Source organism: Paenibacillus polymyxa M1 (genome assembly GCF_000237325.1).
GTDB lineage: Bacteria > Bacillota > Bacilli > Paenibacillales > Paenibacillaceae > Paenibacillus > Paenibacillus polymyxa_C.
This window is the reverse complement of record NC_017542.1, coordinates 655,786-677,465: the sequence shown is the minus strand read 5'-3', so window position 1 is coordinate 677,465 and position 21,680 is coordinate 655,786. Positions and strand designations below refer to the sequence as shown.

General features: G+C 48.1%; 20 protein-coding genes. 6 read left to right on the top strand and 14 right to left on the bottom strand.

The window, feature by feature from the left end; translation table 11 throughout:
• On the bottom strand, window positions 1-462 hold the full coding sequence (locus PPM_RS03010) for an S-ribosylhomocysteine lyase (RefSeq protein ID WP_013369209.1): 462 nt from the start codon (window positions 460-462) through the stop codon (window positions 1-3).
• A gap of 276 nt (window positions 463-738) precedes the next feature.
• Here PPM_RS03010 and PPM_RS03005 point away from each other — a divergent pair, with 276 nt between their 5' ends.
• Window positions 739-1,539, top strand: coding sequence for a GTP pyrophosphokinase (locus PPM_RS03005; protein WP_013369207.1), 801 nt, complete (start codon window positions 739-741; stop codon window positions 1,537-1,539).
• Window positions 1,540-1,698: 159 nt separating this feature from the next.
• On the opposite strand, the gene thrS is transcribed toward PPM_RS03005, so the two are convergent.
• On the bottom strand, window positions 1,699-3,612 hold the full coding sequence (gene thrS, locus PPM_RS03000; RefSeq protein WP_013369206.1) for a threonine--tRNA ligase: 1,914 nt from the start codon (window positions 3,610-3,612) through the stop codon (window positions 1,699-1,701).
• Window positions 3,613-4,204: 592 nt separating this feature from the next.
• On the opposite strand from thrS, the gene PPM_RS02995 reads away from it, so the two are divergent.
• On the top strand, window positions 4,205-4,714 hold the full coding sequence (locus PPM_RS02995) for a TetR/AcrR family transcriptional regulator (RefSeq protein WP_013369204.1): 510 nt from the start codon (window positions 4,205-4,207) through the stop codon (window positions 4,712-4,714).
• A gap of 12 nt (window positions 4,715-4,726) precedes the next feature.
• Complete coding sequence (locus PPM_RS02990; protein WP_013369203.1) at window positions 4,727-5,155, top strand: DUF3995 domain-containing protein; 429 nt, start codon at window positions 4,727-4,729, stop codon at window positions 5,153-5,155.
• A 14-nt stretch (window positions 5,156-5,169) separates the two neighbouring features.
• Here the strand turns inward: PPM_RS02990 and PPM_RS02985 are convergent, their stop codons facing one another.
• Complete coding sequence (locus PPM_RS02985) at window positions 5,170-6,393, bottom strand: MFS transporter (RefSeq protein WP_013369202.1); 1,224 nt, start codon at window positions 6,391-6,393, stop codon at window positions 5,170-5,172.
• 188 nt (window positions 6,394-6,581) lie between these two features.
• Here PPM_RS02985 and PPM_RS02980 point away from each other — a divergent pair, with 188 nt between their 5' ends.
• Window positions 6,582-7,160, top strand: coding sequence for a TetR/AcrR family transcriptional regulator (locus PPM_RS02980; RefSeq protein WP_013369201.1), 579 nt, complete (start codon window positions 6,582-6,584; stop codon window positions 7,158-7,160).
• Window positions 7,161-7,279: 119 nt separating this feature from the next.
• On the opposite strand, the gene PPM_RS02975 is transcribed toward PPM_RS02980, so the two are convergent.
• Window positions 7,280-7,702: a MarR family winged helix-turn-helix transcriptional regulator gene (locus PPM_RS02975; RefSeq protein WP_013369200.1), complete on the bottom strand. Its 423-nt coding sequence runs from the start codon at window positions 7,700-7,702 to the stop codon at window positions 7,280-7,282.
• Between the two features lie 164 nt (window positions 7,703-7,866).
• Here PPM_RS02975 and PPM_RS02970 point away from each other — a divergent pair, with 164 nt between their 5' ends.
• A complete protein-coding gene (locus PPM_RS02970) occupies window positions 7,867-9,345 on the top strand; it encodes an MFS transporter (RefSeq protein ID WP_013369199.1) in 1,479 nt (492 codons plus the stop codon).
• 54 nt (window positions 9,346-9,399) lie between these two features.
• Here PPM_RS02970 and PPM_RS02965 read toward each other — a convergent pair whose 3' ends face one another.
• The 9 genes from PPM_RS02965 to PPM_RS02925 form a co-directional block, all read right to left on the bottom strand.
• The gene (locus tag PPM_RS02965; protein WP_013369198.1) at window positions 9,400-10,476 is read right to left on the bottom strand and encodes a Gfo/Idh/MocA family protein; all 1,077 of its coding nucleotides are present in this window, start codon (window positions 10,474-10,476) and stop codon (window positions 9,400-9,402) included.
• A 237-nt stretch (window positions 10,477-10,713) separates the two neighbouring features.
• Window positions 10,714-11,127, bottom strand: coding sequence for a DUF350 domain-containing protein (locus tag PPM_RS02960; protein WP_013369196.1), 414 nt, complete (start codon window positions 11,125-11,127; stop codon window positions 10,714-10,716).
• Between the two features lie 71 nt (window positions 11,128-11,198).
• The gene (locus PPM_RS02955) at window positions 11,199-12,632 is read right to left on the bottom strand and encodes a glutathionylspermidine synthase family protein (protein ID WP_013369195.1); all 1,434 of its coding nucleotides are present in this window, start codon (window positions 12,630-12,632) and stop codon (window positions 11,199-11,201) included.
• Between the two features lies 1 nt (window position 12,633).
• Window positions 12,634-12,972: a hypothetical protein gene (locus PPM_RS02950; RefSeq protein WP_013369194.1), complete on the bottom strand. Its 339-nt coding sequence runs from the start codon at window positions 12,970-12,972 to the stop codon at window positions 12,634-12,636.
• Window positions 12,972-13,265: a hypothetical protein gene (locus PPM_RS02945; RefSeq protein ID WP_013369193.1), complete on the bottom strand. Its 294-nt coding sequence runs from the start codon at window positions 13,263-13,265 to the stop codon at window positions 12,972-12,974. Before PPM_RS02945 ends, PPM_RS02950 begins: the two co-directional genes overlap by 1 nt.
• 352 nt (window positions 13,266-13,617) lie before the next feature.
• Window positions 13,618-14,523, bottom strand: a complete 906-nt coding sequence (locus PPM_RS02940; RefSeq protein WP_013369192.1) for a M15 family metallopeptidase — start codon at window positions 14,521-14,523, stop codon at window positions 13,618-13,620.
• Between the two features lie 151 nt (window positions 14,524-14,674).
• Window positions 14,675-15,400, bottom strand: a complete 726-nt coding sequence (locus PPM_RS02935) for a hypothetical protein (protein WP_014599433.1) — start codon at window positions 15,398-15,400, stop codon at window positions 14,675-14,677.
• A 20-nt stretch (window positions 15,401-15,420) separates the two neighbouring features.
• Window positions 15,421-18,546, bottom strand: a complete 3,126-nt coding sequence (locus PPM_RS02930; protein WP_013369190.1) for a DEAD/DEAH box helicase — start codon at window positions 18,544-18,546, stop codon at window positions 15,421-15,423.
• Between the two features lie 145 nt (window positions 18,547-18,691).
• Window positions 18,692-19,624 (bottom strand): helix-turn-helix transcriptional regulator, encoded by a 933-nt coding sequence (locus tag PPM_RS02925; RefSeq protein WP_013369189.1) that lies wholly within the window; start codon window positions 19,622-19,624, stop codon window positions 18,692-18,694.
• A 103-nt stretch (window positions 19,625-19,727) separates the two neighbouring features.
• Between PPM_RS02925 and PPM_RS02920 the strand changes: the two genes are divergently transcribed.
• On the top strand, window positions 19,728-20,267 hold the full coding sequence (locus PPM_RS02920; RefSeq protein ID WP_013369188.1) for a dihydrofolate reductase family protein: 540 nt from the start codon (window positions 19,728-19,730) through the stop codon (window positions 20,265-20,267).
• Between the two features lie 83 nt (window positions 20,268-20,350).
• On the opposite strand, the gene PPM_RS02915 is transcribed toward PPM_RS02920, so the two are convergent.
• On the bottom strand, window positions 20,351-21,646 hold the full coding sequence (locus PPM_RS02915) for an ABC transporter substrate-binding protein (RefSeq protein WP_013369187.1): 1,296 nt from the start codon (window positions 21,644-21,646) through the stop codon (window positions 20,351-20,353).
• Between the last annotated feature and the right edge of the window lie 34 nt (window positions 21,647-21,680).

Genomic DNA, 21,680 nt, shown 5'->3' with positions numbered 1-21,680 from the left:
TTAAAATACTCTTTTGAAAGGATCGCGGCTAATGCCAGCCTCCAACACAATCTTCACATATTCCTGTGCTGAAAAAAGAGAATGATCCTTATAGTTCCCGCATTCCAAAGCAGTAACAGCCGGAACTTCTGTCGTTTCCAGAATTCTTTTCAAGGTTTTTTCCAAAGCAAGTGCAATTTCCTCAGGCTCGTGTTCATTCCATAAAATCAAGTAGAATCCCGTTCTGCAGCCCATAGGAGAAATATCAATAATGCCTTTGATTTCGTCTCTCAGATACGTTGCCAATAAATGCTCCAGCGTATGTACAGCTGCTGTTGGCAGTGCGTCTTCATTCGGTTGCAGAAATCTCAAGTCATACTTTTGTACCGTGCTTCCTTTTTCATCATGCTCTACTCCTGCTGCTCTTACATAAGGAGCCTTTACAATCGTGTGGTCTAATTGGAAGCTTTCTACTTTTGCCATTTTTCTCATCCTCATTTTCTGTAATTTTTATTTTTAGTCTAATGACGACTACTCAACATTTGTGCTATTTTTTTAAAATTTAATGCTTTAAATCAGCATTTTTGCAATTATACATCGGATTACTCGGTTTTACCACTATAATTATTATTTTATTTCTCATTTCTTTGTCCGTCTCTCCTTTGCCTGTACGTTTTGACATAGTGTACAATATATACGGTAATCCATCTTTACGAAATAGATCGAGGACATCGTAAGCCTCATTTAGGAGAATGCTCTGTGAATGAACCGGATTGGAAGCACTTGAATGCTGTCCCTTTGCCCTTGCAGGAATTTCAGCTACAGCTGGACCAGAACAGTGTTGACGCCAAGCAACTAGAGGAATGGAAAAAAATCCCCGTCCTTTATCAACTAGCTCTGGAGGAATTAAAGAACAAAATTAAGCTGATCCAGACGGAATGGAAGCTGATAGATGGTTTTAGCCCAATTGAGCACATTAAAACCCGGATCAAAGAACCCCACAGCATTGTGGAAAAAGTTCGGCGCAAAGGGCATGAGGTCACCCTGGACAATATATTGCGTGAAATTCATGATATCGCAGGCATGCGCGTGGTATGTGCTTTTGTCAAAGATATCTATCGTCTGATGGATCACCTCCGCACACGGGAAGACATTCGCATACTAGAGGTCAAGGACTATATTGCCCATCCTAAGCCCAACGGCTATCAGAGCCTACATGTTATTGTGGAAATTCCACTGATTCTGTTTGAGGGCACACGCTGGATTAAGGTCGAAATTCAATTGCGCACATTGGCTATGGATTTTTGGGCCAGTATGGAGCATATTTTGTACTATAAGTTTGATAAGAAAGTGCCCGAACATGTCGTTAACGGATTGACCGAAGCTGCACGTGCAACCTACGAACTGGATCAGAAAATGCTCAAGCTGCGCGGGGAAATTTTATCGCTTAGCGAGGAGCAGGATGTGGAAGAGGCCCCGGTCAAACGAGCCGAGGAGTCAGCTTTGAAGGCACTTTCCCTCCCCGCAGATCACGCCACTTCTCGGTCGCAGACGTGCTAGGCATACAGCCACAGGATAACTAAATCATTCATTCTAGGCTATTCCCCCTCGTGCTGGAGCTTAGGAACTTATGTAAAATGTATAAATAAAGAGCCGTCAACACCACTATGATCATGGTTTTGACGGCTCTTTTACACTTTTTTTCAATCAAATCAAATATTACTGCTTCTCATGAATCTCTGTGCTGATTTTCTCAACGATGTCCGCAATGCTGAATGACCCCAGATCGCCTTCGCCCCGTTTGCGCACGGCTACAGTACCGGTTGTTTTTTCATTTTCCCCGATAACGAACATGTATGGAACCTTCTCCAATTGCGCTTCACGGATTTTATAACCAAGCTTCTCATTCCGAGTATCCACTTCGACGCGTAGACCCGCTTTCAGCAACGCTTCCTGCACCTCATTGGCAGTCTCGATATAGTTCTCGGATACAGGCAATAGCTTCGCATGAACAGGAGCCAACCACAATGGGAATGCACCTGTAAAATGCTCAGTCAGGATGCCCATGAAGCGGTCAATTGAACCGTAGATGGCACGGTGAATAACGACCGGACGGTGCTTCTGGTTGTCCTCGCCCACATAAGTGAGGTCGAATTTTTCAGGCATTTGGAAGTCCAACTGGATCGTTCCGCACTGCCAGCTGCGTTTGAGCGCATCGAGAATGTGGAAGTCAATTTTCGGACCGTAAAATGCTCCATCTCCCGCATTAATACGGTAGTTGATGCCCAGGTGATCCAGCACGTTTTGCAGAGCTTGTTCCGCTTGATCCCACAGCGCTGGCTCGCCCATAAAGTCATCTGGGCGTGTGGACAGTTCCACTGTAAAGTCAAAGCCAAACACACTATACATTTCGTTAATCAGCTTGATTACGTCCGTAATCTCTTTTTCAATCTGACCTGGTGTAACGAAAATATGCGCATCATCCTGACAGAATGTACGAACACGCATCATACCGTTCAGCGCGCCGGACAGCTCATGACGATGCACTTGTCCAAATTCGGATATACGAATCGGCAGATCGCGGTAAGAATGAAGTTCATTTTTAAATACAAGCATATGCCCTGGGCAGTTCATCGGTTTCAAAGCAAAAGTAGTTTCATCTACTTCGGAGAAGTACATGTTTTCCTTGTAATGCTCATAGTGTCCCGATTGTTCCCACAGACGGTTGTTCATCATCAGCGGTGTACGTACTTCCTCATAGCCATGCAGACGTTGAATGTCACGGGAATAATCTTCCAACGCAGTACGCACAACCATACCTTTAGGCAGGTAGAACGGCATACCAGGTGCTTCTTCGGAGAACATGAACAGCTCCAGCTCTTTACCCAGCTTGCGATGGTCGCGTTTTTTTGCTTCCTCCAGCAAGTGCAAATGCTCATCCAGTTGTGCTTTTTTAGGGAATGCTGTTCCGTAGATACGTTGCAGCATCTTGTTGTTGGAATCGCCTCTCCAGTATGCACCCGCTACACTTAACAATTTGAAAGCCTTGATACGGCCAGTGGACGGCAGATGCGGGCCACGACACAGGTCAAAAAATTCGCCTTGATCATAAATTGTAATTTCCGCTTCTTCTGGCAAATCACGGATCAGTTCCAGCTTCAATGGATCTTCCATTTCACCAAAAATACGAGTTGCTTCCTCACGGCTAACCACACGACGTGTAATCGGCAGATTTTCCTGCGTGATCTTCGCCATTTCCTTTTCGATCTTCGCCAGATCGTCAACGGACAGTGGGTTTTCGATATCAATGTCATAGTAGAACCCGCTGTCGATAACTGGACCAATACCCAGCTTCACGTTCTTCTCGCCGTAAATGCGTTTGAGCGCCTGAGCGAGCAAATGCGCTGTACTGTGACGATAAATTTCCAGACCGTCAGCACCGTCCAGCGTAATGATCTCAAGGTCAACGTTCTCATCCAAAACGGTGTTCAGATCTACAGCCTTCCCGTTCACTTTACCTGCTACTGCGTTCTTTTTCAGCCCGGAGCTGATCGAACCCGCCACGTCGGCGATTGTTACGCCCTGCTCGTACTCACGTACGGCTCCATCCGGCAATTTCACTTGAATACTCACGATTAAAGCCTCCATTTCAAATTGTGTGCTATATCAAAATTGAACGCAAAAAAACGCCTCTCTCCCTCAAGGGACGAGTGCGTTCAGCTCGTGGTTCCACCCTAGTTCGGCCCGCTACTGTACATACATTCATGTTCATCCAAACATGCTCATGCACGACCTGCGTGGCCCTCCATTGGTATCCGTTAACGGGGATAAATCGGTGGGCGCTTACTGATGTCACTGCCAGCTTGCACAGTTACACGTTCAACGTCACGGCTACAAAGGGGTAACTTCACATGCGGTTGCCGGAAAAGCTCTCAGCCTCGTCTTTTCTCTCTGAACGGCCCTTCAAGGAAATCATGTCTTTGGTCAATGCCTTGAATATTACTATATGCTACAGCATTATAGATCAAATTCGCAGGTATTTCAAGTGGACGTTTATGTAAGTTTCTGTCTTATTTATCATCCGGCTATGAAGACGAATAGGCCTATATTTACACCCTATTAAAAACACTGTAGAATATTTCTCATCTAGACGATACCGTACAGAAAGAAGGCGAAAGAGATACCTAAGATCATTGTCACAGAAGAACAATGGATTCAAAAAGGAATGGAACGTTTTGAACAGGGCGGAATTGATCAACTCATTGTTGAAAAAATGGCTACTGCTTTAGGGTGCAGTAAGAGCAGTTTTTATTGGTATTTTACCAATCGCAGCAGCTATATTAGACAAATTGTAGAGACATGGAAGGCACAGACGACACAACAGGTGATGACCGCGTCCATCACCCATGCGACCGCAGATGAGCGGATTAGAGAGGTGCTAACCCAGATGTTCGGCAAGACGAAACGGGGAGATTTTCTGTTTTATCTGCGCAAGCTGTCATTGAAGGATGATAGTTACCGTTCCTTGCTCAATGAAGTCGAACAGATGCGAATGGAGTTTATGAAAGAGCTTTTAGTCCAGAAGGGAATGCAGCCAGAGAAAGCCTCTCAGAGGTCATGGATGTTGTACCATTACTATTTGGGTTGGTATGAACGTCTCAAGCAAGAGACGTTAAGTGAAGAAGCGATCCAGCAGCATATTCATATGATTTGGACAGAGTGGATTTCAAATTAAGGGGGATATCAGATGTTGGAGTTACTTACATGGGCAGTTGGCGGAATTCTATTTGTACTGAGCGGTATGCACTTATATTGGGTATTCGGCGGACAAAAAGGTGCTAAGGCAGCGATCCCAAGCACGGGAACGGATTTGCTTTTTAAACCCTCCAAAATAGGGACGTCGATTGTTGCCATTTTACTAGCCTTAGCCGCTTGGTTCGTTTTGGAGTTAGGGAGAGTCGTACCAATTCAGTTTTTCCATTTCTTCTATTTCTACGGTGCAGGCTTGTTGTCATGTTTATTTATTTTACGATCTATAGGAGATTTCAAATGGGTAGGGTTCTTCAAGAGAAAAAAAGGAACGGTTTTTGCAAAATGGGATACTGTGCTCTATTCGCCCCTTTGTTTTCTCTTGGGAACAGCCATTTTAATGATGATGCTTTTACGTACGGCATAGCTTAAAGCTGATCTTTACCCGATTTGTTTCTTTCGTACGTCTCCACCAGTTTCTTTCTCAGTGAAATAGTAGAGTAAAGCCAGCACAGGCAAAATGACTCCAATCAGAGCGCTGAAATTCCAACCACCCAACGCATAAGACCAACCACCTAATGATGATCCAATCGCTCCACCTATGAAAAAGATAGACATGAATAATCCGTTCAGACGCCCTCTCGCTTCACTTCCCAAGGAGTAAATAACGCGTTGCCCAAGCACAAGGTTTCCTGATACAGCCATATCCAGTGTAATCGCTGAAACAAAGAGAAGGATGAGCGCAGCCGTCGAATGACTTTGGAAAATATAGATGACCAAAAAGGACAAGGCGGCAATGACCATAGCTAGCCCGGTTAAACCTTTGCTCCAACCTTTATCAGCCAATCTCCCGGCAATCGGAGCTGCTATTGCGCCCCCTACACCTACTAGAGCAAACAGTGCAATCCCTTGCTGAGACATGCCGAAATCATCCGCCAAGCGTAGAGGAACAACCGTCCAAAACAGGCTGAAGGCACCAAATAAGCAGGCTTGATATAAGGCACGGCGGCGCAATGCGGGCGTTTGTTTGAAAAGAGTACCTAGCGAGAGAATCAGTTTACTGTAAGATACTGTAGGTACAGGCTTGCGCTCTGGAAGAGCCCGCGAGAGAAGAATCGTCAACAACGTCAAAACAATGGCTGACATAATAAATACGGCTTGCCAGCCCCAGATGCTGGTTATGAAGCTTGCCAATGGACGTGCGAACATAATCCCTAGCAAGAGTCCGCTCATGACATTCCCGACAACCCGGCCGCGCTGCTCTTCGGATGCTAAATAGGTAGCATACGGTACCAGTATTTGGGCTACTACAGATCCAACTCCAATGAACAAGGATGCGGTCAGGAACAACGTGGCATTGGGGGCGAAGGCAGCAACGAGCAATGCACAGACTGTAATGATGAGCGATACGACCATGAGCCGTCGATTTTCAATAATGTCGCTAATGGGTACGATAAACAGCAGGCCCACAACATAACCGATTTGAGTTAAAGTGACAATGAAGCCCGCTGTTGTGGAAGAAAGGTCCATCGCTACATGAATAGGTCCTACCAGGGTTTGAGCATAGTAAAGGTTGGCAACAATAAGGCCGCATGCCGCTGCCAACAGAAACATCATCCAATTTGAAATACGGTTACCTTCTACGGCTTGTTGTTCTCTTTGCATGATAATCCTCCTCAATAATTTAAATACTGAACGTATAGTTCTTTAATTCGATAATCAAATAATATACTGAACGTTTCGTTTTGTAAATAGGTAAATTCAACTTTTTATTCTTACCTGATATTTGATATACTGAACGTATAGTTTATTTTAATGTTTTCTTATATCTATGTAAGAAGGTGAGCATTCCAGTGCAGAGTAAAAGAGGACGTCCGCGTAATGTCGAGTCGCAAAAATCTATCCTTGCCGCCTCCTATGATCTACTGTTGGAGCAAGGCTTTGGAGCGGTAACAGTAGAAAAAATTGCGGAGCGAGCGAAAGTGAGCAAAGCCACCATTTATAAATGGTGGCCTAACAAAGCTGCCGTAGTCATGGATGGCTTCCTGTCAGCTACCATGGCAAGATTACCTGTACCCGACACGGGTCGTGTACTAGACGATATTCTCATTCATGCTACGAATTTAGTACGGTTTCTAATCAGTCGAGAAGGTAAAATTATTACGGAGTTAATTGGCGAAGGGCAACTTGATGCAGGGTTGTCAGAGGCATACCGAACCCGGTATTTTCATCCACGGCGACTTGAAGCCCGGCATCTTATTGAGCGGGGAATAGAGCGTGGGGAATTGAAGGAGCATCTCGATGTTGAATTATGTATCGATCTCATTTATGGGCCGGTTTTTTATCGATTGCTGGTAACCGGTTATCCATTAGACGATGCCTATGTACGACAATTAGTCATGAATGCGTTCGAAGGGATTAGCTTGGACTGAATTGCGAATGCCATATAGCGGGGCTGGCAGCCACCACAGAGTATTCTCCGTGGTGGCTGCTTATTTCTTTTTTCCTTTTTCTTTTACCCGCCGATCCTCTATGCTAACTCCTGCTTTATTTATTCGTCAGGATCTATACTAATCTTTTGCAGTAAGTCGATCAGAAGGTCCTCTTCCTCTTCGGATAAATTGTGGACAAGACCGGCATTGAGCTCGTCCAGTATTGCTTGTAGGACAGGAGCGAACTCTAACGCCTTGGCCGTAGGAGATACAAGTTGAGAACGACGATCATTCGGGTCCGTTTTACGTTCAATGTAGCCTGATTCCTCTAATTGTTTTACAGAGCGGGCTGTGGTTGCCTTGTCAAATTTAAGTTCATTCGTCAGTTGCTCCTGTGTAATGCCCGGTCGCTGCAAAATAAGCTTTAAGAAACTGTGTTGTCCCCCACTGCCGATTCCGTAAGGAGCCAGTTTTTTGGACAGTATTTTTTGATTTCGACGGTACAGGTGGGAAATTAGCTTTCCAATCGGTTTTTTTCTCATCAAATTCACCTCATTGGCTTGAAAATGGCAATCCCCAGCTGGGACCAAAACAAAGTTTACAATACTATTGTTGCGCACGCAACTAATTTGCTGTACACTAGAACCGTTCATTTAGTTGCGCACGCAACTAAAGAGGGACTGTCAACGATAAAGAGGTGTTAATAATGAGTTCAACTACTACAACTGCTACAACTGCTGCAACCTATCAAGAGAATATCGAAGTTCAGAAGAAACGTTGGATGATTTTAATTGTTTTAAATCTGTTTACGTTTATGTCCACCCTGGATGGAAGCATTGTTAATATCGCTCTTCCTGTGCTGTCCCGCACGTTACATTTACCTGTGGCACAGATTGAATGGGTGACAACCGCCTATTTAATGGCGATATGTACCGCTATTTTATTTTTTGGCAAGCTAGGGGATATGGTCGGTAAAATCAAAATATTCAAAATCGGCACGATCATATTCATTCTTGGCTCCCTATTGTGCGGTCTTAGCTCTTCACTCTCCCTATTGCTGATTTCGCGCATCATTCAGGCAATTGGAGCATCCATGACCATGGCGAACAGCCAAGGGATCGTAACAGATATCTTCCCGTCTACTGAACGGGGCAAAGCGCTTGGCCTCATCGGAACCTTCGTTTCTTTGGGTAGTATCGCCGGGCCGAGCTTGGGCGGTATTATTGTCTCCTCGCTGGGTTGGCAATACATTTTCTGGGTCAATGTACCGATAGGCCTGATCGCTGTCTTTCTGGGCTGGAGGCTTCTGCCTAAGGATCTGATCAAGGTGAAGGATAAGATCGACGTTCCAGGTAGCCTGGTGTTTGCCATTTTCATTCTCACCTTGTTCGTCGGATTGTTACTGGGACAGCAGGTCGGGTATGGAGACCCACGTATTATTGCTTCGCTGGTGGTGGCTGTAGTTGCTTTTGCCATATTCATTTGGTTGGAATTGCGTCGTCCACAGCCGCTGTTACAGCTCGCTCTATTCAAAAATCCGTTGTTTTCGCTCAGTATTTTGTGTGCTTTTCTGGTGTTTGTCGCTAACTTCTGCTTTAACATCATTTCGCCTTTCTATGCACAGAATATGCTGAACTTGTCGCCCTTTTATGCCGGATTTCTGCTGATGTTGTTCCCCATCTCTATGGTTATTGTGGCCCCGCTCAGCGGTGCGCTTTCCGATAAAATCGGGTCTGAACTACTCACCTTCGCCGGGCTGGTCGTTATGGTCGTTGCCCAAATTGGATTAGCGGAACTGCATGCAGGTAGCTCCATCCCGCTCGTCGGTCTGTGGATTGCCATGCTGGGTATTGGCAGTGGTTTATTCCAATCGCCGAACAATTCGCTGATTATGTCCAAGGTACCCCGTACACAGCTTGGCTCAGCCGGAAGTGTTAATTCACTGGTGCGCAACGTCGGGATGGTTGTAGGGATCACGCTGGCCACAACCATTCTCTTTAATGTTATGAGTAAAGAGGCTGGTTATCGAGTCACCGGATTGGTTCCGGGTCACCCTGAAATTTTTCTGGAAGGAATGCATGTAGTCTTTATGACGTCTGCCTCCATCTGTCTTGTGTCGGCATTGTTAACAGGCTGGAGGCTGATTGGGACAAAACGGGCAAGAACGCAGCAAGAAAAGAGATAGAGCCTTCAGGATGCCAAACAGGCTAATTTATAAAAAGATTACTATACTATCTCCTTACACTTCTACTAAGCGTCCGTTCTCTCTCCAGGATTGCAGTATTTTCTCAAGTACCCACTGATTGTTGTATCCGTCATCGAACAATGGGGCTCGGTCCACGAACTCCCCCCTTGCCAGCTTAACAAAATCGCCATCGGCTGTATGATTATAGATGGCAGGAACAGCCCAAGTCTCGTATTCGGCATCCGGGTGTTCCAGGTCACGCAGCACGATGCGAATACTTTCCCGATTATTGAGACTAGCGTGCAGTGTACCGAGCTCGCCGTAGATATCCACTTCGATATCGTGACGTTTGCCGATGGCATTTTTGTGAGTGATGAAGGTACCCACGGTATTATCGCCAATGATGCCATGAAAGGCGGCGAGATCTTCCACATCCACTTTTACAGGCAGACCCGTGACCGGATCGGGCCGCTCAGGTGTAATGATATGTAGCAGCGCCGCGACGCTTTTAAATTCACCAATCAGAAAACGGGCCAGATCAATAATATGTGAGGCCGTATCCCCTACTACTCCAGAGCCGGCCTTGGCTAAATTGTGTCGCCATGTATACGGATGCTGACGATACGGTGAAAATGCATCCATTAGATAACGAAATTGAATATTATAGATTTTGCCCAGCTTGTGCTCATCCAGCAGTTGCTTGGTATATTGGAAGGCCGCGCCGTAGCGATGCTTGTAGTGAACCAGCAAAGGCACCGGATTCGCGGTATACAGCTTTTTCAACTGACCTGCCTCCGACCACGTGAGTGTCAATGGTTTCTCTGCCAGTACAGCTTTGTGTTCTTCCAGCGCAATACGAATAATGTCAAAATGCACATCATTGGGTGTCAGCGACAGAATCGCATCTACCTCTGGGTCACGGATCAATGCTTCATAATGGGAGTACCGCTTGGAGGCAGGCAGTTGCAATTGCTCTCCGATGGCTTGAAGGCGGTTCGCATTTACATCACTAACGGCCACAATCGATACCCCCGACATGCTGTGTAATGATCTGATGTGATATTCAGCGATCAGACCCAAGCCGATGATACCCATCCGAATGGGTAGGGTTGGGGAGGTAGAGGTACTCATATGTTCAGAATTCCCTTCTCTACAATTTGGTTTGATATCTGGAGCACATTCCTTTTTGCTATGCAGTATCACCCGTACCTTTGTAGAATAGTCCCCATCAGAAGTGATCGTCGTAAGTTTTACTTCCACAGAGAGATAGCAGACAGTGAATACAATTCCCCATAAAAAAAGGATCTGCAGCTCCGTTGTCCGGTTTTGCAGATCCTTTATGCTTCTTCTTTATATCGACTACATCGACTACATCAAAAATGTACCTACGACAAAAGATACCCCGATGATGATTGAGCGCAACAGCTGTGCCAGAGCTACATTGCCTTTGGCAATTTCCTCGCACACCTTGGTGCGCGGTGTCACCAGATCAAAAATCACATACACCAGACACAGCACTACAATGCCCACGGCCGACCAGGTCAGCATATCGAGCCATGAATGGCTGCTATACGATACCATTCCCACGATGATACACAGACCTAGCAGCTTTGCCCCCATATAGATGCCTGCCGCTTCATTGCCGCGTGCGATTTCCTGATTATCGTTATAACGTGTCAGCAAGCTGAACACAAAATAACCTATGATTAAGATGGCAAACAAGATAAGCAGGCCGATACCTACATTGCCCAATGCGTTGCCCAAACTGATATGAGAGTCCAATTTTTTTCCTCCTTATGATACTTGTGAATAGGAACAGATCTGTTCGAATATTTTACATTTCACAATTCAGCTTATACAGCGGGTGGATTAGAAGGTTCGTTGGCAACGGCGGCAGCGCAATAGTAGGCCATATCGCCTGTTACCTTTTCACCGATTCGCGGCAGAACCCCCGCAAAACGCCCCCCGATCACGAATATGCCTGTCAGTACATAGCCGTGAAATAGCCCTTCCTCGGTCTGCACCTCTGCGCTCTGCATGGGCCACAGCCGCTGATAAATCTTAGGCTGTTCCTCGTAATAAGCGGCAATATGTGCGGCTTCCTCCTGTTCAGGTGTTAGTGGAGCATCAGCTTGATGATGCAGATCAGGCTGGTCAGCCTTCGCATTTTGGGCCACTCCCAAGACACCTTCCAGTCTCTTCTCGGGTTCAGGCTGCTCAATCAAATGCGTGCCTTTACCCTCTCGGCCCCATATGCCTTTGGCGACATAAGGCTCTTTATTTTGCAGAAACACGGATGGCTCAAAATATGTAGGTAGCAGGTAGGTTTGTATCACCTCCAGCTCCCGTTCGTCAAACAAACGAAAACCGCAGAACGCTGGTGTCTGTTCATTGCGCTCGTACAGCGACCATACGGTTGCGGTGAACCCTTTGCTCTGCGTAATGATATGCTGCGGCGGATTGATTAGTCCTATTTTTCCGTCTGCCACCATATCCATTAACGCCTGCCCCACCTCAAGCCCTGTGTCCTCTTCCCGATCTTCAATCAGATACTCCAGCGGATACAGGCGATAGAGGATGTGAATCTGCTCTCCACGGTGATACAATCCTTCATTCGGGATAATTTCCAGTTCTTCCAATGGCGCATAAACCACTTCAAACCCGGCTTGTTCACATAAACGCATGATATATTTGGTATTCGTCTGATCCTCGATATGCCATTCATAGCAAGTGAAATACACCTTTGTCCCCAAACCCTTACGACTATAAAAATGAATGAGCTCCGTCAAGGCAGACTGAATCGCCTCATCCATTCCTGATGAGGGTCCATGTAAATCAATGTCATCCCTTGACATTCCCTCACAACGCAGCACTTCCAACAGCTTTCCTTCGAGATAAGCCACCTCGGGAATCCCGGTCGGGGTATCGGTGTTATTCTCAATGCACTTGATCCCCGCTTCCCCCACAATCCAGTCCTGACGGGTGATCCCATCCGGCGCGGCTTCCATCCGTGCAGCACGCAGCAAGCCTGGATGAATCCCCAAACGCTCTACCAGATATTCATCCGGCATATAGCGCTGGATAAATTGCTGAACCTTGCGATAAATACGATGTACCGCCTCAGAAGCAGCCTGAAGCTCTGCCAGCTCGCTTTCCCGATACACCGTTAAGGCCGGCACGCAGTAGGACTTGCCGTACATGCGATGATACGGAATCATATGGCTGATTTCACCCTTAAAAAGCTCGTCATGTTCATAAGGTAATTGCCGAATCGTACGCATGCTCATTTTAACCCCCAGAAAAAAAGCCGCTGCGTGAGCCACTGCTGCCAAAACCACTGTGTGAACTGGAAGATGAGGACGAGCTTTTGCGATAAGAGCTGGAGGAAGAACGGCTGCTATGATATGAGGAGCCTCCACTATAATAGGTCGATCCGCCATAATAATACCCGCTGCTGCCTGAATCCCGACAGGCCGTTTGCTCTGATACAGGGAGCTCGTCGCAGTCATAATACTCGTCGTCACCGCAACCCGTCAGAGCGGCCGGGACAGCCAACATCAGGGCAAAGGCCGCCATCCGTGCACGAGAGCCGGGCTTGGATTTCATGGTTTCCCAAGAATGCTCCATCACAGATCGACCTCCTTCACAAACAAATGCACCTTTTTCAACTGAGGGTCCAATACCGAATATATAAATTCGTATGTTTTGCCACCCAATACCGTATAGTGATCCAATAGCCGTTGGGCTAGGTCTAAGGTAAATACCGAGCCTTCCCGCTGATCCATGCTACGGAACGCAGGCTCATGCCATACCCAGTACAATGCGCTGAACGTGGACGTATAGCCTCCTTCACTGGCTAGCACGAGGTCCGTGATCGACGCGCCGTAAGGCTGTGCACGTTCCCCTGTAAATTCGGTCACATAGACGGAATGATCCGTATGCTCCTCACTTTCATTCGAGGTATGCGCCCATAGTTTGTCATGGAGACGCGTTGCGTCTACAAGCTTGCGCAGAAACAGCTCATCTCCCGATACGGATTCCCGTGTCAGGCTGCGCAGTTCCTTTTGAGTGTCTTCTGACCATTCGCGATACGTTAATGAATAATAAATGATGATTCCCTTCCCTTCCTGTACGCTTCTGTCATGAGGTTTACTATAAATTCAAGCTTCTGTCGTCGTTCACTATACGAGATTCTACCTTGAAAAGGTTCAATTTGGAAGAAAAATACGACAAAAAGCCGCAATCCCCAGGATTACGGCTTGGTTGTAGCGCCTATAGCTTGATATTGTTTTCGTCGAAATATTCCTCCAGCGTCAACCCTTGCTTGGCTACATCCTCTGCAATGTCTACTCCCACATAACGGATATGCCAAGGCTCGTACACATAGCCGGTCACATCTTCCTTACCCTGCATATAACGAATAATAAATCCGTATTCCGGTGCATGTTGTTCCAGCCATTGACCTTCCTTGGAAGCTCCGAACGATTGCTCCAGCACATTGCCTACGCTGGGGCTGGATACGTCAATGGACAATCCCGTCTGATGCTCACTCGTACCTGGTACAGCGCTGACTTTAGAGGCATATTCCTGCCCCTTTGTCTTTACATTGTTGTCGAAAATAGACACCTGACGCTTATAGGAACGGTATCCCGATACCGCACGCAGCTCAATGCCGTCCTTTTTCGCACCGTCGAACAGCTTCTCCAGTGCCTCTGCCGCTTCCTTACGCAAATGCCGCTTCTCATGCGGTCCCTCAAAGGAAAAAGGCACCTGCGGCTCTACCAGATCATCCGGGACGTAGCCCACAGGCAAGCTGCGCTTTTTGTTCACCACGACTGTATCCGAAGTCGCATTGGTGACAACCGCAGTTCCATCCTCTTCCTTAACTGTGGCCTGCAGTGCACTTTGGCTTCGCAACGCCATCACAGGATCAGCCTGTCCACTTCCTGTATCCGCAGAGGCTTGTCCAGCGCTAGTACTGCCATTCCCCGCATCCGTCTGGGTGGAAGGCTGTACATTCTCCTGTACCGTTGTGGATGATTTTAATGGCTCACTTTCCTGTCCACCTGATCCTCCTTGCTGGCAAGCTGCCAGCAATAGCCCTGGCAAGATCAGCCCCGGAATGAGCGCTTTGGTCCATCGCTGAGATGTGCGCGTCTGTTGTATATGTCGTTTCATGCTGGTATCTCCTCCAATATTGCAATTGATACATGACTTGCAGTGACTTTTCCGTTCCCTCATTGTAACTGAACTTTGGACACTCTTCGAAGCCGTTATCCTATTCAATGAGGGTGAACAGACTCGAAAAAGAAAGCAAATACCCGAATTATTACGGATTATGACGTTTTTGCGGGATTGCAGCCTGGGCTCGCTCGGCTACCCGTTCACGTATGAGTTTCAATGCTTCTTCAGCACGGGGTAACCCTGGCAGCAAGGACGTAATATCGGTCTCCTTTTTGGAAGCAAGTTTCTGCGGTAGGCGGATTTCAATGGCATGAAAGCCTGCTCCGGGGCGATGTAACGCTCCTTCAGCTGCAGATTCTGCAATCCACTCGCTAATCGCTGCCGTTCCGCTGCGTCCGCCCTCCGCGCGTGAGGTAGGCTCAAGCGCGGGGGATGTTCTCTGCATATGGGATAACTCTCCAGCCCAAGCACTAAACACGTATTCCAGCAGCTCTTCCTGCGTCATTCCGATCAACGCCGGACAGTGTTGTGGCTCGTTTTCCAGTCCGGTCTGAAGAGCTTTCTTCACGTCTTCGACTGCACCCACTCCATTCTCTCTGCTGGAGATGGCGGTCTCAGCTGCGAGTTGAACAATCTCATCCAGCGACAGGCAAGCTTCCCCTTTCAGAAGACGGTAGATGTCCAAAGGCTCCGCTTTTAACTGCTCCAGCCATGCCCCTCGCTGTTCCAGGTTCAGTACAGGCACTGGGCCAGTCCATTGAACGGGATGTGCGAAAGGTACACCCGTCGATTTACCTTCTGGCCCATTGCCGTCTAATTCCACGATCCATCGACCGTCAGTTACTTTCAGCTTCACTTGCGGTCTCGTCATCGCCTTCATCCTTTCTCTGCTCACTCGATCCATACGTCATTTTGCAACGCAATCAGACCACGCAGTTCATCATCAGACATTTCGGTGAGCCAATGTTCTCCAGAGCCGACAACCTGCTCGGAAAGGGCCTTTTTGCTCTCGATCAGCTCGTCGATTCTTTCCTCCAGTGTTCCCTGACAAATCAGCTTGTGCACTTGTACATTGCGACTTTGGCCAATACGGAATACTCGGTCTGTCGCCTGATTTTCCACCGCAGGATTCCACCAGCGATCATAGTGAATGACATGGCTGGCACGCGTCAAGTTCAGACCCACGCCACCTGCACGCAAGGAAAGTACGAATATATTCGGTCCTTTTCCCTGCTGGAAGTTGTGAACCATTTCGTCCCGTCTGGTTTTCGCCAGTCCTCCATGCAGGAAATATGGCTCTTCTCCCAAAATCTTGGCCAAACGGGATACCAGCAGTTCTCCCATCGACACATATTGGGTGAAAATCAGCGCCGATTCATTGTTCTCGCGAATGGTCTCTACCAATTCCAACAGTCGCTCCATTTTACCCGAGTTTTCGGTTTTACTGCTGTCAGCACGTCCTGGGATGATCAAACCCGGATGGTCACAGATTTGCTTCAACTTGGTCAGCGATGACAGAACAAGCCCCTTGCGGGCCATACCGACCTGCCCATCCAATGTTCCCAATAATTGATCCACCACACCGCGGTATAATCCGGCCTGCTCTGGTGTCAGTACACAATAGGACTTCAACTCCAGCTTCTCTGGCAAATCCTTACGAATATCCGGATCGCTTTTGAGCCGACGCAGCATGAACGGGGAGACGAGACGATGAAGCTCACGCAACGCGGACCCCCGCTCCTCTCCTGCCAGACTGTACCGCTGGCGGAATGAAGATGCCGTACCGAGGTACCCTGGATTCAGAAATTGAAAAATAGACCACAGCTCGCTTAGCCGATTCTCTACCGGCGTGCCCGTCATGGCAATTCGATGCGGGGCGGACAACTTCATGACGCTTTGTGCCTGCTTAGTGCGTGCATTTTTTATATATTGCGCCTCATCCAACACAATGGAAGACCAGTAGACCGCAGATAAATCGCTGCCGTCCCGGCCCGCCAAATGATAGGTAGTGAGGACGATATCATACTCTCGTACATTTTCCTGAAACAGCTCACCGTGGAGTCGCTGGTTGCCATGGTGAATATAAAGCGACAAATCCGGTGAAAAACGCTTCAATTCCCGCTGCCAGTTGCCAAGCAAAGACGTCGGACAGATAATTAACGCCGGACGCTGATCATCTGCGCCGATGCCACCATCGAGCAAACAGGTAATAACCTGAATCGTCTTACCCAGCCCCATGTCGTCGGCAAGGCACACACCAAAGCCCAATCCGCGCATCGCAGCCAGCCATTGAAAGCCGCGCTCTTGATACGGCCGTAGTGCACCATGCAGCGTCTCCGGCACAGGCCGCGGCTCTACGGAACGGAGTACCCCGCCCTCAGCCAACGAGGCTAGCAATCCGGCGGATTCCGCGCCAAAGATGGACAAGCCCTTCCACGAGGCCTCGCCTGCACTTTCATTTTCCGCAGCCAAATGCATCCATTCGGACAAGCTCATTTCACCGTTTTCTCCGCGCTTGATGAACCGCAGCACCTGACGAATTTCCTTGGGATCTACCTCAATCCATTCCCCTCCGAGACGTACATAAGGCAAATTGGCCGCGACGATGCTTTCCAATTCCTCCATCGTCAAGGTCGTATCCCCCAGCACAGCCTCGGCATCAAACGAAATCATGCGGTTAATGCCAACCGACGATGTATCGGCGATCACACCATCTGGCTTGGCACCCTGCTCTGTCGAGCGCATTTTAAGCCGTAAGCCTGCACGTCTTCGCCCCTCCCGGCTCCAGCGTGAAGGCATTTGCACAGTGATACCATTCTTTTGTAAAGAAGGTACGGCTTCCGTCAGGAAGCGGAAGAACATCTCCGGCTCCAGGGTCAGTCCCTCGGGATAAGGGCGGTTTAATGCTTCCTGCAATATAGGTGCCGCTTCAGCCGCCTGTCCGAGCCTCGTCAGCAGTTGCGCCTGTACTTGACGGTACACAATTTCACCGCGAACCAGATCACGTTCCGGATATGCCCACAATGCCAAAGCAGGCAGTCGTAATCCGGGCTCAGCATCGCTTTCTGCCCAAAAGGTAATGCGCCATTCCTGGATACTCTCTTCCAAAGAAGGCTCCAAACGAAGGCACAGACGCAATTGCCCTTCAACGGGTTCCTTGGCTTCCCGTTCCGTTATAGGCATCGTGCTTCCCTTAAGAGAGGACGCCTGAAGCACCAGCTCCTCCATCTCAGCAGGCGTTCCCTGAATCGCAACCTGACGCGAACCTGTCAACAGACTGTTCCACCACAGCTCCGCCAGTGGTGATCCTCCGCGCCGATAATCTGCCCGATATCGTCCCAATTCACGATCTGACGCAGCCAGCACCGCGGTCGTTTCTGCATGAACGACCGCACACAAGAAGGAATACAGCACCATTCCAGCTGCATCCTCACGTGTTTCTGGCTCCTTGCCCGCAAAAACGGCCGGAGCTGCCATACAAACAGCCGGCATCGCAGCTGCCAGCTCATGAAAGCGGCGGATGTCCTCCTCTTCGCGAAGCCGAGGAATCCACACCCCTACCGCCGCATCCGGGCCGCGCCGTCGCGGTCCAGATGGACGCGCCTCTGTAAGTGATGGCACGATTTCGCCCCGCTGCATCAGCTCCAGCGCAAAATAAGCAGCCTTTTGCCAATATTGCATTTCCTCGCCAAGCGTAATGCCCGATGCCGCACAGCCCTTCTCGTCCATGCGAGTCAGCAGAGCCATCGTCTCGCGGGGTTCCAGTGCCAGACCCTCCAGCGTACGCCCCAGCATGGAACGTCTCTTGCCACCTCTGCCTGCGGTTTCCACGCGAGCATTGTTAGGTATCCGCACCTCGGCAAGACGCAACGCAGCCTGCCGAAACGGCCGAAGGTCTCCCTTTAGCGTCAGCCTGCGGATTACACTGCTCCACGCATCAATACGTGGTTCCGACGTCTCACCAGAAAAGCAAAAAAACACATCTCCGAGCCATATTCCATAAAGCGGTTGATTCATATCTGTCTCCCGTCCAGCCTTTTGAATTATTACTCTTCATCATATACGAAAACGGGCTCATTTCAAAACTTTATCACAAAAATAAATGGAAAGTCATACGTTAATAACCTTAAATATTCATGTGATTAACTATAAGCACTGCCTCTTATTCTTCATCATCCTTCAGATAAGGATTCAGGCTGTCTTGCAGCAATTTCCTGACCAGCATACGCAGTTCTTGCGGATATACGACCTCGGCTTCTGGCCCATACTTTAACAAAAGTCTGGATACATACCTAAACTCTTCAACGGGGATATGTCCGTGCCATTCCTGACCCAGGCCTTCCTGATGGGAGACATTGTGGAAGAGGGTATCTGATTCGGCCAACCTAGCACCCAATGCGGTAAATTTTATTTTGGACGGAATTCCTACACGGGAATCCTCTGAAGCCAACCATGCTTGAAGGGTGGGGAGGCTGTCCAAGGTTTCATCTAGTATCGTGATGGTGATCACCCGATCTGAACGGTAAAGAATAATGCGGTCTTTGTTATGCGCTGGCATATACCAATATCCGTGATCAAAATAAAGCCCAATCGGATATACCTGGGTCCACTTTGTCCCGGAAGCGGAGCGGTAGTGCATGTTCACCCTGCGCTTGTTTAGTGCAGCCTCCAAAATGAGCGAGGTGTAGGGTGAGTCTGCGTGAGTAGGTATCATACGAAAAGAAATGTAATCCTTTAATTGGTCAATGCTGTCCTGCACATCCTGGGGAAGCTCGGCATAATAATGATCGGACAAATGTCCACGAACCGATCCAAAAGGGATATCCGGAATGTCTTCCAGCAGTTGCAGCATGAGAAAAAGACCCAGTGCTTCGTCGCGCGCAAGATGAAGGGGAGGAAGGAGCCGATTGGGAAGGGCCCGGTATCCGCCATGAGGGCCCGTCTCGGTATACAGGGGTAACCCGGTTTGCTGCAAATAGTCGAGATCTCTTTGTATCGTTCTGACGGAGACGCCAAATCGTTCGGCCAACTCACGCGCCGTATATTTTTTTCGGGAATCCAGTATCCTCATAAGAGCAATTCTGCGTTCGTTCATAAGGTACTCCTCTAATCAAAAATAAAGTTTAGACGATCCTTTAACTACGACAAAGTATGTCATAAATAGATTGTAACATAGAGATAAAAAGGAGTGATGAACGATGAAGGATTTGAAATCAAATGAAGTGGTGCTGTATATCGCCATGAGTCTCGACGGGTATATCGCAATGCCGGACGGGGCGGTGGACTGGCTGTATGATGTCAAAGGAGATGGCGGGGACAATGGATACGCTGAATTTTATGATACTGTAAGTACAGTGCTGATGGGCAGGCTGACGTATGAGGAAGTGTTAAAGCTTTCGGATGATTTTCCTTATGCCGGAAAGCCGTGTTATGTACTCACCCGGTCATTGACGGAGCAACAGCAGGCACCACATGTTACATTTACGGACGAGGCTTTGTCTGAACTGGTTCCGCGTCTACAAAAACAATCGGAAGGTTTGGTATGGTTAGTAGGTGGGGGTCAGTTAGTTCAGGCCTTCATGCAGGCTGGGCTGCTGGAAAAGGCGATCATTGCGATCATTCCCAAAGTACTGGGACAAGGAATACCCTTATTCCCAGAAGGAACGCTGCCAAGTACTTTTCAACTCCAAGAAATCGAACGCCGCGGGGATATTGTTCTACTTCATTATCATTTATAATTATGTTCACAAAAAAACCTTCGTATGCTCAGGATCATGCAATCTCCCTGACATACGAAGGCTCTACTGCGTATTTCATTTCATTATTTGGTCTTTAAATTATCCCATGTTCTCTGGAAATCCTCGAACAGCTTCCCGGCATCCGATTTACCTGCCACATAGGCTTGCATCTGACTTCCGAATTCTTGCTGTGCTCCTTCAGGATAACGGCTAAAGAACCAGCCCAGCAGTTTATTTTCCTGACTATATTTCACTACTTCGGCACCCAGTTGACCCATATCGGCCTCTTCCCCTTTGATGCTCTTGAACGCCGGAATGAACTTAAACTCCTTGGTGATATACTTTTTCCCCTGCTCGGATGTCACTATCCAGTTTAAGAACTCTTTGGCCTCAGCTTTGACAGACGAATTTTTATTAACCACCCAGTTATTAGCAACCCCTACAAACAGCTTATCTCCGGCTGTTGCGTCTTCACCAATCGGCATAGGCAGAATACCTAGATTCAGCTTCGGATTAATTCCATCAATTTGGACCTGAGTCCAGTTCCCTTGCTGCATCATGGCAGCCTTGCCAGTGGCAAAGTTCGTTACCTGCGTATTGTAATCAGTCGTGAGCGGCTTCGAATTGCCATACTTGAGCGTCAGATCGAGCAGCTTAATCCATTCGGCGAATACAGCATTGCCTGGAATTTTGGCTGTACCATCATTCAGTCCCTTGACGAAGGCCGAGGGGTCTGGCTGATTAGCAAATGCCACGTTCAGCAAATGATTACCCAGCACCCAAAACTCCTGGTACCCATTGGAAAAAGGTGTGATCCCTGCGGCTTGCAGCTTTTGCGCAGCAGCCTCCAGCTCGGACAGCGTTTTAGGCGGCTCGGTGATTCCAGCCTTTTTGAACAAATCCTTGTTGTAGATAAAGCCGTACCCTTCCAGATTCATTGGCTGACCATACAGCTTGCCATCCTTGGTCATCGGTTCTTTGGCGACATCGACCACATCACCAACCCAAGGCTGGTCGGACAGGTCCTCCAAATATTCCAGCCACGTATCCAGCTCACGATAACCGCCGACATTAAAAATATCCGGCTGTTCGCCAGAGGCAAACTTGGCCTTCAACGCCGCCCCATAGTCACTCCCCCCGCCTACGGTCTGAATGTCGAGCTTGATCCCCGGGTGAGTCGCTTCATACTCCGCCTTCATGCGATTTAGCGCTTCTGCAATCTCTACTTTAAACTGAAAAATGTGAATGGTTTTTTCCTTCACTTCCTCATTGCCTGCATTTTGTCCACCACTGCTGTTACAGCCCGCCAAAACCAGAGCAAAGGCAGCAAAAAGCAAAATCATTGCTTGGGCTTTCTTTTTAAAAGTATGCGTTTTCATATTTATGTTCCTTTCTATTCTAAATTTCAAAGTG

What these genes read in the sequence shown, in the direction of transcription:
- PPM_RS02950 (WP_013369194.1), bottom strand. Translation starts at nt 12,972, where the DNA reads ATGGAGCATTCTTGGGAAACCATGAAATCCAAGCCCGGCTCTCGTGCA.
- PPM_RS02955 (WP_013369195.1), bottom strand. Translation starts at nt 12,632, where the DNA reads ATGAGCATGCGTACGATTCGGCAATTACCTTATGAACATGACGAGCTT.
- PPM_RS02925 (WP_013369189.1), bottom strand. Translation starts at nt 19,624, where the DNA reads ATGAACGAACGCAGAATTGCTCTTATGAGGATACTGGATTCCCGAAAA.
- PPM_RS02990 (WP_013369203.1), top strand. Translation starts at nt 4,727, where the DNA reads ATGTTGGAGTTACTTACATGGGCAGTTGGCGGAATTCTATTTGTACTG.
- PPM_RS02915 (WP_013369187.1), bottom strand. Translation starts at nt 21,646, where the DNA reads ATGAAAACGCATACTTTTAAAAAGAAAGCCCAAGCAATGATTTTGCTT.
- PPM_RS02940 (WP_013369192.1), bottom strand. Translation starts at nt 14,523, where the DNA reads ATGAAACGACATATACAACAGACGCGCACATCTCAGCGATGGACCAAA.
- PPM_RS02970 (WP_013369199.1), top strand. Translation starts at nt 7,867, where the DNA reads ATGAGTTCAACTACTACAACTGCTACAACTGCTGCAACCTATCAAGAG.
- PPM_RS02965 (WP_013369198.1), bottom strand. Translation starts at nt 10,476, where the DNA reads ATGAGTACCTCTACCTCCCCAACCCTACCCATTCGGATGGGTATCATC.
- PPM_RS02920 (WP_013369188.1), top strand. Translation starts at nt 19,728, where the DNA reads ATGAAGGATTTGAAATCAAATGAAGTGGTGCTGTATATCGCCATGAGT.
- PPM_RS02930 (WP_013369190.1), bottom strand. Translation starts at nt 18,546, where the DNA reads ATGAATCAACCGCTTTATGGAATATGGCTCGGAGATGTGTTTTTTTGC.
- PPM_RS02975 (WP_013369200.1), bottom strand. Translation starts at nt 7,702, where the DNA reads ATGAGAAAAAAACCGATTGGAAAGCTAATTTCCCACCTGTACCGTCGA.
- PPM_RS02985 (WP_013369202.1), bottom strand. Translation starts at nt 6,393, where the DNA reads ATGCAAAGAGAACAACAAGCCGTAGAAGGTAACCGTATTTCAAATTGG.
- PPM_RS02935 (WP_014599433.1), bottom strand. Translation starts at nt 15,400, where the DNA reads ATGACGAGACCGCAAGTGAAGCTGAAAGTAACTGACGGTCGATGGATC.
- PPM_RS03010 (WP_013369209.1), bottom strand. Translation starts at nt 462, where the DNA reads ATGGCAAAAGTAGAAAGCTTCCAATTAGACCACACGATTGTAAAGGCT.
- PPM_RS02995 (WP_013369204.1), top strand. Translation starts at nt 4,205, where the DNA reads ATGGAACGTTTTGAACAGGGCGGAATTGATCAACTCATTGTTGAAAAA.